Below are 11,308 nucleotides of genomic sequence, written 5' to 3' on the forward strand. Positions count from 1 at the left end.
GTGGTGCGGTGTCGGGGTCAGGCGGTCACGGCCAGGGCCGCGACCAAGGCCGGGGTCACCTGCTCGATCTGCCACGGACGGGCGCCGTAGCCGGCCAGGGCCTCCCCCACGGTGTCCTGGCCGATCCGCTTGGGCGGCTCCCAGCACAACCGCCGGACGGTGTCCGGGGTGATCAGGTTCTCCTGCGGCAGGGCCAGCTGCTCGGCGAGCGCGGACACCGCCGAGCGGGCCGCCGACAACCGGGCCGCGGCGGCCGGGTCCTTGTCGGCCCACGCGCGGGGCGGCGGCGGGCCCGCCGGGCTGGCCCCCGGCTGCGGCAGTGCGCCCTCGGGCAGGGCCTTCGCCCGGTCCACGGCGGCCATCCACTGCTCCAGCTGGCGCCGGCCCATCCGCTGCCCGTACCCGGGCAGTGCAGCCAGCGCGTGCACGTTCCCCGGCAGGGCGAGCGCGGCCTCGACGATCGCGGCGTCGCTCAGCACCTTGCCCGGCGAGACGTCGCGCCGCTGCGCGATGCGGTCGCGCGACTCCCACAGCTCGCGCACGACGGCCATCTGCCGGCGACGGCGCACCTTGTGCATGCCGGAGGTGCGGCGCCAGGGGTCCTTGCGGGGCGGGGCGGGCGGGGCGGCGGCGATGGCGTCGAACTCCTGCCGGGCCCACTCCAGCTTGCCCTGCCGGTCCAGTTCCTTCTCCAGCGCGTCGCGCAGGTCCCCCAGCAGCTCGACGTCGAGCGCCGCGTAGCGCAGCCACGGCTCGGGGAGCGGGCGGGTCGACCAGTCGACGGCGGAGTGCCCCTTCTCCAGGGCGTAGCCGAGGACGCTCTCGACCATCGCGCCCAGTCCCACGCGGGGGAAGCCGGCGAGCCGGCCGGCGAGCTCGGTGTCGAAGAGGGAGGTCGGGACCATGCCTATTTCGCGCAGGCACGGCAGGTCCTGGGTGGCGGCGTGCAGGATCCATTCGGTACCGGACAGGGCCTCGCCCAGTGCGGACAGATCGGGGCATCCCACGGGGTCGATCAGCGCGGATCCCGCGCCCTCGCGGCGCAGCTGCACCAGGTAGGCGCGCTGGCCGTAGCGGTATCCGGAGGCGCGCTCGGCGTCGACCGCCACGGGTCCGGTGCCCGCGGCGAAGGCCGCGACCACCCCGGCGAGTGCTTCCCCGTCGGCGATCACCGGGGGGATCCCCTCGCGGGGTGCGAGCAGGGGAATCGGCGCCTTGTCGACGTCGTCCGGGGGGCCGCCCCCGGTGGTGGTGCGCAGGTCTGCTGCGGTCTCTTGGGCGTCGGTCACCGCTCAAGGGTATCCGCGGATGGGACGCGCCCGTCGCCGGAACGTTCCGTCGACGGGCGCGGTGGGGAGGAGCGGAGGTTTCCCCGGGGTTCTCCCGGAGGAAACCCCGGTGCCGGCGGTTCGTGGGGAAGCGGTAGCCGGAGGTCCGCTCGGGGCTGTCGGCTGGACGGGCGGGTCGGGCGGCTGTGGGGGCCGGAAGCGGGGGAGGGCGGCTGGGCGGGCTGTACGGGCTGTGCGGGCGGGTCGGGTGGCTGCGGGCCGGACGGGCGGGTCGGGTGGCAGGGGGTCGGAAGGGTGCGTCAGTGGATGATGCCGGTCCGCAGGGCGACGGCGACCATTCCCGCCCGGTCACCGGTGCCCAGCTTGCGGGCGATGCGGGCGAGGTGGGACTTGACGGTCAGGGCGGACAGGCCCATCGAAACGCCGATGGCCTTGTTGGACTGGCCCTCGGCGACGAGGCGCAGGACCTCGACCTCGCGGCCGGAGAGCTCGCGGTAGCCGCCCGGGTGGCTCGGGGCACCCGGGGGGCGGCGGTGCATGCGGGCCGCGGCGCCGATGGGGGCGGCGCCCGGTCGGGTGGGGAGCCCGATGTTGGTGCGGGTGCCGGTGACGACGTAGCCCTTGACCCCGCCCGCGAGGGCGTTGCGCACGGCGCCGATGTCGTCGGCGGCGGACAGGGCCAGGCCGTTCGGCCAGCCCGCCGCGCGGGTCTCGGAGAGCAGGGTCAGACCGGAGCCGTCCGGCAGGTGCACGTCGGCCACGCAGATGTCGCGCGGGCTGCCGATCCGGGGGCGGGCCTCCGCGATGGACGACGCCTCGATGACATCACGTACTCCGAGGGCCCACAGATGGCGGGTCACGGTGGAACGGACGCGCGGGTCGGCCACGACGACCATGGCCGTCGGCTTGTTCGGGCGGTAGGCGACCAGGCTTGCGGGCTGCTCGAGAAGAACGGACACCTAGGCCTCCTGGGGGAGTGGCGGGACGGCCGGCTCGGGGAAGGGAAGCCGGTGCGAACCGTGCGGATGGTCACTGACTCCTCCTTCGGCACGTCACCCGCCCGGCTTTAGGGAATGATCACGATTTGGTGAGTAACAATTCGGGCAATTCGGACGCACGATCGATCATCCTGTGATCAGAAGCCCGCACCGTGCGCCGTGTTCCGGCACTCCCCCGCCGTCTTTCGATCAGTCGTTCCACGAACGGCCGCACCCGGGGGCGACCCGGCGCCGCCGTACGGGCCCACCGCTACGGGTGGTGCGGACCGCGCCTCTGTGGCAGCGAGACCACACCCGGCCCCGCCTCCCCCGGACCGAGCGGCGGCAGCCCCGCCACCTGGCAGAGCAGCTCGCACCAGGCCGCCAGGTGGCCGGACGTGTCCGGCACCCCGCCCACGCCCTCGCGCGGAGTCCACGAGGCCCTGATCTCGATCTGCGTGGCCGGCCGCCGCCCGGCGAGCCCGCCGAAGTAGTGCGAGCCCGCCATCGTGACGGTGCCGCTCGCTTCCTCGTACGACAGCCCCCGCGCCTCCAGGGCCCCGGTCAGCCAGGACCAGCACACCTCCGGCAGCAGCGGGTCCGCGGCCATCTCCGGCTCCAGCTCCGCCCGGACCAGCGTCACCAGGCGGAACGTTCCGCGCCAGGCCTCGTGCCCGGCCGGGTCGTGCAGCAGGATCAGCCGGCCGTCGGCCAGGTCCTCCTCGCCCTCCACGACCGCCGCCTCCAGGGCGTGGGCGTACGGGGCCAGCCGCTGCGGGGGTCTCGCGGGGTCGATCTCGATCCCCGCTCGCAGGCGCGCCTTCGCCAGCCCCTCGACCGCCCGCCGGAACGGGAGCGGGACGGAGCTCTCCTTCCCGCTGTCCATACCGTCGGCGCCATCTGAAAATCGTCCCTGAGCCGCAGCCATGCCCGGAAGACTAGGCGGAACGAGGGCCCGTGCGCCGCAGGGACACCCGCGCCGGGTGGGGCTCTTCGCCGTACGTGCGAAGATTTGCGGCGTGAGCGCCAACGACCGCCCGACGGGCCAGCCGAGTCAGACGTACGATTCCGCCTTCCTGAAGGCGTGCCGCCGTGAGCCGGTGCCGCACACCCCGGTGTGGTTCATGCGTCAGGCCGGCCGCTCCCTGCCGGAGTACCGCCAGGTGCGCGAGGGCACCGCGATGCTCGAATCGTGCATGCGCCCCGACCTGGTCACCGAGATCACCCTGCAGCCGGTGCGCCGCCACAAGGTCGACGCGGCGATCTTCTTCTCCGACATCGTCGTGCCCCTCAAGGCCATCGGCATCGACCTCGACATCAAGCCGGGCGTCGGCCCGGTCGTCGCCCAGCCGATCCGGCGCCGCGAGGACCTCGCACAGCTGCGCGACCTGACCCCCGAGGACGTCCCGTACGTCACCGAGGCGATCGGCATGCTCACGGGTGAACTGGGCTCCACGCCGTTGATCGGTTTCGCCGGCGCGCCTTTCACCCTCGCGAGCTACCTCGTCGAGGGCGGCCCGTCCCGCAACCACGAGCACACCAAGGCCCTCATGTACGGGGACCCGCAGCTGTGGGCGGACCTCCTCGACCGCCTGGCCGAGATCACGTCCGCCTTCCTGAAGGTCCAGATCGAGGCCGGCGCCTCGGCGGTCCAGCTCTTCGACTCCTGGGTGGGCGCCCTCGCGCCGGCGGACTACCGGCGCTCGGTGATGCCCGCCTCGGCGAAGGTCTTCGACTCCGTCGCTTCCTACGGCATCCCGCGGATCCACTTCGGCGTGGGCACCGGCGAACTGCTCGGCCTCATGGGCGAGGCCGGCGCGGACGTCGTCGGCGTCGACTGGCGGGTCCCGCTGGACGAGGCGGCCCGCCGCGTCGGCCCCGGCAAGGCGCTCCAGGGCAACCTCGACCCCGCCGTGCTCTTCTCCACCACCGAGGCCGTCGAGGCCAAGACGGACGAGGTCCTGGCGGCCGCCGCCGGGCTGGAGGGCCACGTGTTCAACCTGGGCCACGGCGTCCTGCCGACCACCGACCCGGAGGCCCTGACGCGCCTGGTGGACTACGTCCACACCAGGACGCAGCGCTAGCCGCGGGCCGGGCCGGGGGACGGGGGAGGCCGCCCGCTCGGCTCACGCCCCCGCCGCGCGGACCGCGGAGACCGCCTTGCGGGCGGCCACCAGGACGGGGTCCCACACCGGGGAGAACGGCGGGGCGTAGCCCAGGTCCAGGGCGACGACCTGTTCCACCGTCATGCCGGCGGTGAGGGCGACGGCCGCGATGTCCACCCGCTTCGCGGACCCGGCCCCGCCGACGATCTGCACGCCCAGCAGCCGGCCCGTGCGGCGCTCGGCCAGCATCTTGACCGTCATGTCGGCGGCCGTCGGGTAGTAGCCCGCCGTGGTGGTGGATTTGATCGTCGCCGTCACGAAGCGCAGGCCGGCGTCGAGCGCGTCCCGCTCCCGCAGCCCCGTGCGGGCGATCTCCAGGTCGCAGACCTTGCTCACGGCCGTGCCGACCACGCCGGGGAACGTGGCGTAGCCGCCGCCGACGCCGGAGCCGATCACCTGCCCGTGCTTGTTGGCGTGCGTGCCGAGGGGGACGTGCCGGTGGCGGCCGGCCACCAGGTCCAGGACCTCCACGCAATCGCCGCCGGCCCAGACGTCGTCGTGGCCGCGGACCCGCATCGACAGGTCCGTCAGCAGGCCGCCCGAGGTGCCGAGCGGCAGTCCGGCCGCCCGGGCCAGGGCCGTGCGGGGCTCGACGCCGATGCCGAGGACCACCACGTCCGCCGGGTACTCGTCGCCGGCCGCCGTGGCCACCGCCCGGGCCCGCCCCTCCTCGTCGGTGAGGACCTCCACCACCTCGGCGCCCGCGACCGTGGTGATGCCCATGCGGTTCATGGCGCTGTGCACCAGGCCCCCCATGTCCGGGTCCAGGGTGGCCATGGGTTGGGCGCCGCGGTGCAGGACCGTGACCTCGTAGCCCCGGTGGACCAGGGCCTCCGCCATCTCCACGCCGATGTAGCCCGCACCGACGACGACCGCCCGACGGCCCGGTGTGCGTTGCAGGGTGTCCAGCAGCCGCTGTCCGTCGTCCAGGGTCTGTACGCCGTGCACGCCGTGCGCCCCGATCCCGGGCAGCCGGGGCCGGACCGGGCGGGCGCCCGTGGCCAGGACGAGCTTGTCGTAGCCCGTCCAGGACTCGGCCCCCGAGTCGAGGTCGCGGGCCCGGACCCGGCGCCCGGCCAGGTCGAGCTCGACGACCTCCGTCCGGGTGCGCAGGTCGATGTCCCGGGCGCGGTGCTCCTCGGGCGTCCGGGCGATCAGGTGGTCCCGCTCGGGGACCCGGCCGCCGATCCAGTACGGGATCCCGCACGCGGAGTACGAGGTGAAGTGCCCGCGCTCGAAGGCGACGATCTCCAGCTCCGCCGGGCCCTTCAGCCGCCGCGCCTGGGACGCGGCGGACATGCCCGCCGCGTCACCGCCGACCACCACGAGTCGTTCCGCTGCCATCATCCGCACCGTCCTCCACTACCGTTCCTGGGGAACACGCTACGGGCGTACGGGCTTTCAGTCCGGAACCGGGGGCCGTTCCGTCGGGTCCGGGACCGTGCGCGCCAGCGGGCGCCGGGGCAACCGACTCGACGCCCTGAGCGTCGTCGGGGCGGCAGCCCACGGCCCCGGACGGCGTCCTCAGCCCCGGTCCTGGTCCGGGCTCGGGGCCGGGGCCGGGTCCGGGTGCGGGTGCGGGGCCGGGTCCGGGTGCGGGGCGGGGTCCGACGGTCGCGGGGGCGCCGGGACCGTGCGGGCGGGCCTCGGCGGGAGCTCCGTCTTCGGCTTCGACGGGCGGAGCCGCCGGTACAGCCGGAACGCCAGCGCCCCCAGCGCCGCCGTCACCGCGAACGGCAGCACCACGGCCACCGCCAGCACCACGTACCGCAGGACCGTCGTGAAGGCGTTCCAACCGCCCGCCAGGGCGCCCATGACGGACGGCGGTGCATCCTTCTTCTCGCGCTCCGACCCGTCGGCCGCCGGCTCCGCGACCTCCACCGTGATCGTGCCCATCGAGGTCTGGTCCCGCAGCGCGGTCTGCTGGGCCAGCAGCGACTCCAGGTCCGACTGGCGCTTGCTGAGCTCGCCCTCCAGCATGACCACGTCGCCGAGCGCGGTGGCCTTCTCCATCATCTCCCGCACCCGCGCGACGCTCGCCTGCTGCGACTTGACCCGGCTGTCGACGTCGGCGACCTTCTCGGTGACGTCCTGCGCCTCCACCTTCCGGTGGAGCAGCTTGCCGCTGCCCTCCAGGGCACCGATCACGGAGTCGAACCGGTCCGCGGGCACCCGCAGGGTCAGCGTCGACTCGATCCGGCCGCTCCCGCCGCGCCGGGTCGACTCGTTGCCCACGTATCCGCCCGCGCCCTCCGCCGCCGTACGGGCCGCCGCCAGCACCTTCCGGGCGTCCGGCGTCTCGATGCCGAGGTTCGCGGTCCGGATGACGTGCGGGCGGACCGCCGCCGGCGCCTTCTGGCTCCCGGCCGCGCCGTCCGCCGGTGCGGGAGCGGCCGCTCCGGCCCCGGCCTTGCCGTCCCGGGCGGGGGCCTGCGGGGCCCCCGCCGCCTTCTCCGCCGAGGCCGCGCCCGCGCCCTCGCTCTCGGCGCCGCATCCGGTGAGCGCGAGCGCGCACGCCAGGCCGAGGCCGGCCAACGCCGCGGCGCCGCGCCGCCCGCGCGAACGACCTCCGGTGCGAAGGCTGTCGGGGTGGCCGGGGTTGTCGGGGTTGCCGGGGTTGCCGGGGTTGTTCCGAGTCTGCACTGCTGTCCCCCCAAGGGTCGGCTGATCGGCTGACGCCGTGCCGTTTCGACGTCCACCGTCGCCCCGTCGGTTTCGCTCCCGCGGTCCCGGGACGGTCCCGATGCGGTCACGGTCAGGCCTCGGTGATCGCCCGGTGATCGGTCTGAGACGATGTGTCCATGCACGGAGCGGACATGCGTACGGACGCGGCGCACGGAACGGACCGGACGGAGCCGGCGACCCCCCGGACCCGCCACGCCGTCGTCATCGGCGGCGGCATCGCCGGCCTCGCGGCGGCCCACCGGCTGCTCGGGGCGGGCGTCCGCGTCACGCTGCTGGAGGCGGGGCCCCGCCTCGGCGGCAAGCTGTACGCCGGCGAGCTCGCCGGCGCCCGCGTCGACCTGGGCGCGGAGTCCGTCCTGGCCCGCCGCCCCGAGGCCGTGGAGCTGGCCCGGGCCGTCGGCCTCGGCGGGGCGCTGCAGCCGCCGGCCACCACCACCGCCCACCTGTGGACCCGCGGGGCGCTGCGGCCCATGCCGCGCGGACACGTCATGGGCGTCCCCGGGGACCTGGCGCCGCTGGCCGCTTCCGGGGTGCTCTCCCCCGAGGGCCTGGCCCGGATCGAGGCCGAACGCGACCTGCCGCCCGCCGAGGTCGGCGAGGACGTCGCCGTCGGCGCGTTCGTCGCCGCCCGCTTCGGCCGCGAGGTCGTCGACCGCCTCGTCGAGCCCCTCCTCGGCGGGGTCTACGCCGGTGACGCCTACCGCCTGTCCCTGCGCGCCGCCGTGCCCCAGCTGTTCGAGGCCGCCCGGTCGCACGCCTCGCTCGGCGAGGCCGTACGCGACCTCCAGCGCCGGGCCGCGGAGCAACCGCAGCAGGCCGGCCCCGTGTTCTCCGGCATCGAAGGCGGCGTCGGGCGGCTCCCGCAGGCCGTCGCCGACGCCTGCCGGGCCGCGGGCGCCCGGATCAGCACCGACACCCCCGTGCGCGGGCTCCGGCGTTCCCCCGGGGGCTGGCAGGCCGTCACCGACACCGGAACCGTGGCCGCCGACGCCGTCGTGCTGGCCGTCCCGGCGGAACCCGCCGCCCGGCTCCTCGCCGACCTCGCCCCGGCCGCGGCGGCCGAGCTGCGCACCGTCGAGTACGCGTCGATGGCCCTGGTCACCATGGCGTTCCGGCGCTCCGACCTGCCCGCTGCGATCACCGACGGCCGCGCCAGCGGTTTCCTCGTACCGCCCGTCGACGGCCGGACCATCAAGGCGTCCACCTTCTCCAGCAGCAAGTGGTCCTGGGCCGGCGCCGACCCCGACCTCTTCCTGCTGCGCACCTCCGTCGGCCGCTACGCCGACGAGGCCGACCTGGGCCGCGAGGACTCCGAGCTGGTCGACGTCTCGCTGCGTGACCTCGGCGAGGCGGTCGGCCTCGCCGCCCGCCCGGTGGCCTCCACCGTCACCCGCTGGGACGGCGGCCTGCCCCAGTACCCGGTCGGCCACCTCGCCCGGGTGGACCGGATCCGCACCGCCGTCGCCGCCCTGCCGGGCCTCGCCGTGTGCGGCGCCCTGTACGAGGGCGTCGGCATCCCGGCGTGCATCGCGAGTGCCGGGAAGGCCGCCGACGTGGTCATCGCCACGTTGGGGACCCCTGGCGCCGACCACTGATCAGCGCACGGGACAATGGACACATGACTGCACCAGAGAAGATTCCCAACGCGGGGAAGAAGGCGAAGGACCTCAACGAGGTCATCCGCTACACCCTGTGGTCCGTCTTCAAGCTGAAGGACGTGCTCCCCGAGGACCGGTCCGGCTTCGCCGACGAGGTCCAGGAGCTCTTCGACCAGCTCGCCGCCAAGGACATCACCGTGCGCGGCACCTATGACGTCTCCGGTCTGCGCGCGGACGCGGACGTCATGATCTGGTGGCACGCGGAGACGGCCGACGAGCTGCAGACCGCGTACAACCTGTTCCGCCGCACCAAGCTGGGCCGTGCGCTGGAGCCGGTGTGGTCGAACATGGCCCTGCACCGCCCGGCCGAGTTCAACAAGTCGCACATCCCGGCCTTCCTGGCCGACGAGGTCGCCCGCGACTACGTCAGCGTCTACCCCTTCGTGCGCAGCTACGACTGGTACCTGCTGCCCGACGAGGACCGCCGCCGCATGCTCGCCGACCACGGCAAGATGGCCCGCGGCTTCCCGGACGTCCGCGCCAACACGGTCGCCTCCTTCTCGCTGGGCGACTACGAGTGGCTGCTGGCCTTCGAGGCCGACGAGCTGTACCGCATCGTGGACCTCATGCGCCACCTGCGCGCCTCCGAGGCCCGTATGCACGTCCGGGAAGAGGTTCCCTTCTTCACCGGGCGCCGCAAGTCCGTCGCCGATCTGGTGGCCGGGCTCGCCTGAAACCTCCCCAGGGGGGAACGGCCGGGGGACTGACCTCCTCCGGCGGATCGGGAGGCCCTGCCCCCGAAACGACGCAGCCGGAGATCCCGCCCCGGAAGTTCAGACGGCCGGTGGCAGCAGAGCCCTGGGTACCTTCCCGGATCCTGCTGCCCCGTCGTCCAGCGACACCGGTGCGGGCTCCGGATGCGGCGCACACGTGACGCGCCACCCCGGAGTGGCGCCCGTCAGCAGGTACCGCTCCACGTGCCCGTCCACGCACGCATTGCGCCCGCCGACCACCCCGTGGGTGCCGGCCCCCGCCTCCGTGACCAGCGAGGACCGTCGGCCGAGCCGCCGCTGGAGCTCCAGCGCCCCCGGGTACGGGGTCGCCCCGTCGCGCTCCGCCGCGACCACCAGCGTGCCGGGGAGTGCGGCTCCCTGCTCGCCCACCGCCACCGGCTGCTGCCGCTCGCGGACCGGCCAGTACGCGCACGGCAGGTTCAGGAAGGCGTTCGCCCACGTTTCGAACGGTGCCCGGCGCGCCAGTTCCGTGTTGTCGCGGTCCCAGACCGCCCAGTTGGCCGGCCAGGGCGCGTCGTTGCACAACACCGCCGTGTAGACGGCCCGGGAGTTCTCCCGGTCGGCCGCCGCCCCCGGGGACGGGTCCGGCCGGGCCTGCTCGGTCAGTGGCGCGGGATTGCCGGCCAGGAAGGCCGACAGCGCCGCGGCCCGCTCCGGCCACACCTCGTCGTAGTACGCGGCCTGGAGGAACGCCGACTGCAGCTCCCCGGTGCCGACGACCCCGCCCGCCGGGGCGCGTTCGACCGCGCCCCGCACCTTCTCGTAGCTCGCCCGCACGGCCTCCGGGGTGCTGCCGAGCCCGTACACCGTGTGGTGGCGGGCCGTCCAGGCCCGGAAGTCGTGCCAGCGGCGCTCGAAGCCGGCCGCCTGGTCGAGGTTGTTGAGGTACCAGATGCGGCGCGGGTCGGGGTTCACGGCGGAGTCGAGGACCATCCGGCGGACGTGCCCCGGGTGTCGGGTGGCGTACACGGCGCCCAGGTAGGTGCCGTACGAGGCCCCCATGAAGGTCAGCTTCGACTCGCCGAGCGCGGCCCGCAGCACGTGCAGGTCGCGCGCGTTGTCCAGGGTCGAGTAGTACGGCAGCGCGGCCCCGGCCCGCTCCGCGCAGCCGCGGGCGTAGGCACGGGCGGCGGAGGTACGGGCGTGTTTGTCCGCGGCGGAGGGGGCGGCCGGGAGCCGGGTGGGGCCCGCCAGTGCCGGGGCCGCCGGATCCTCGCAGGACAGCGGGGCCGGGCCGCCGACGCCGCGCGGGGCGTAGCCGACGAGGTCGTAGGCGGCGCCGATGCGCTCCCACTCGGGTAGGCCCGCGACGAGGGGGAAGAACAGCCCGGAAGCGCCGGGTCCGCCGGGGTTGTAGACGAGTGCGCCCTGGCGGGCGACGCCGCCGCGGCCGGTGGCCGGGACCCGGCTGACGGTGAGCCGGATCCGCGGGCCGTCGGGGCGGGCGTAGTCGAGGGGAACGGTGAGGGCCGCGCACCGGACGGGGGAGGGCAGCTCCTCGTCCGCCGGGCAGGGCCCGAAGGCCAGCCCGCCGCCGTCCCGCGACCGCCCGGCCAGCCGGCGGGCCACCAGCTCGGCCCCGGCGTCCGCGGCTGCGGCCCGTCGGGCGGCGTTCCCGGCGGCGGGCGACGCGCCGGCGGGGACGGCGGCGGCGGGGACGGCGGCGGGGACGGCGCCGGCCGTCGTGGTCGGGGCACAGGGGGCGAGGCAGCAGAGCAGGGCCGCCGCGGCGGCCCTGCGGCGGTCGAGCAGGGTCCTCATGACAGGCCGCCCTTCATCTCCTCGGATGATCCGATGAGA

The 11,308-nt window shown here is 75.2% G+C and carries 9 protein-coding genes; 3 read left to right on the plus strand and 6 right to left on the minus strand.

Going from position 1 to position 11,308, the window contains the following annotated elements:
* Positions 1-17 precede the first annotated feature (17 nt).
* From ACFV7Q_RS16430 to ACFV7Q_RS16440, 3 genes are all read right to left on the minus strand, one after another.
* Positions 18-1,289, minus strand: a complete 1,272-nt coding sequence (locus tag ACFV7Q_RS16430; RefSeq protein WP_385428898.1) for an HRDC domain-containing protein — start codon at positions 1,287-1,289, stop codon at positions 18-20.
* Between the two features lie 299 nt (positions 1,290-1,588).
* Positions 1,589-2,248, minus strand: a complete 660-nt coding sequence (locus ACFV7Q_RS16435) for a response regulator transcription factor (RefSeq protein WP_360633383.1) — start codon at positions 2,246-2,248, stop codon at positions 1,589-1,591.
* Between the two features lie 289 nt (positions 2,249-2,537).
* On the minus strand, positions 2,538-3,194 hold the full coding sequence (locus tag ACFV7Q_RS16440) for a DUF3000 domain-containing protein (protein WP_385428899.1): 657 nt from the start codon (positions 3,192-3,194) through the stop codon (positions 2,538-2,540).
* A 91-nt stretch (positions 3,195-3,285) separates the two neighbouring features.
* Between ACFV7Q_RS16440 and hemE the strand changes: the two genes are divergently transcribed.
* A complete protein-coding gene (gene hemE / locus ACFV7Q_RS16445; RefSeq protein WP_385428900.1) occupies positions 3,286-4,350 on the plus strand; it encodes a uroporphyrinogen decarboxylase in 1,065 nt (354 codons plus the stop codon).
* Between the two features lie 42 nt (positions 4,351-4,392).
* Here hemE and ACFV7Q_RS16450 read toward each other — a convergent pair whose 3' ends face one another.
* Both ACFV7Q_RS16450 and ACFV7Q_RS16455 read right to left on the minus strand, forming a co-directional pair.
* Complete coding sequence (locus ACFV7Q_RS16450; RefSeq protein ID WP_385428977.1) at positions 4,393-5,775, minus strand: FAD-dependent oxidoreductase; 1,383 nt, start codon at positions 5,773-5,775, stop codon at positions 4,393-4,395.
* Positions 5,776-5,955: 180 nt separating this feature from the next.
* Positions 5,956-7,074 carry a DUF4349 domain-containing protein gene (locus tag ACFV7Q_RS16455; protein WP_385428902.1) on the minus strand — a complete coding sequence of 373 codons (1,119 nt, stop codon included), beginning with the start codon at positions 7,072-7,074 and terminating at the stop codon, positions 5,956-5,958.
* A 173-nt stretch (positions 7,075-7,247) separates the two neighbouring features.
* On the opposite strand from ACFV7Q_RS16455, the gene hemG reads away from it, so the two are divergent.
* Together hemG and hemQ are read left to right on the plus strand one after the other, a co-directional pair.
* Positions 7,248-8,711 (plus strand): protoporphyrinogen oxidase, encoded by a 1,464-nt coding sequence (gene hemG / locus ACFV7Q_RS16460; protein ID WP_385428978.1) that lies wholly within the window; start codon positions 7,248-7,250, stop codon positions 8,709-8,711.
* 23 nt (positions 8,712-8,734) lie between these two features.
* A complete protein-coding gene (hemQ, locus tag ACFV7Q_RS16465; protein ID WP_385428903.1) occupies positions 8,735-9,448 on the plus strand; it encodes a hydrogen peroxide-dependent heme synthase in 714 nt (237 codons plus the stop codon).
* Between the two features lie 99 nt (positions 9,449-9,547).
* Here hemQ and ACFV7Q_RS16470 read toward each other — a convergent pair whose 3' ends face one another.
* Positions 9,548-11,269 (minus strand): alpha/beta hydrolase, encoded by a 1,722-nt coding sequence (locus ACFV7Q_RS16470; RefSeq protein WP_385428905.1) that lies wholly within the window; start codon positions 11,267-11,269, stop codon positions 9,548-9,550.
* Positions 11,270-11,308: the final 39 nt, after the last annotated feature.

The sequence above is a fragment of the Streptomyces sp. NPDC059851 genome (assembly GCF_042732005.1).
GTDB lineage: Bacteria > Actinomycetota > Actinomycetes > Streptomycetales > Streptomycetaceae > Streptomyces.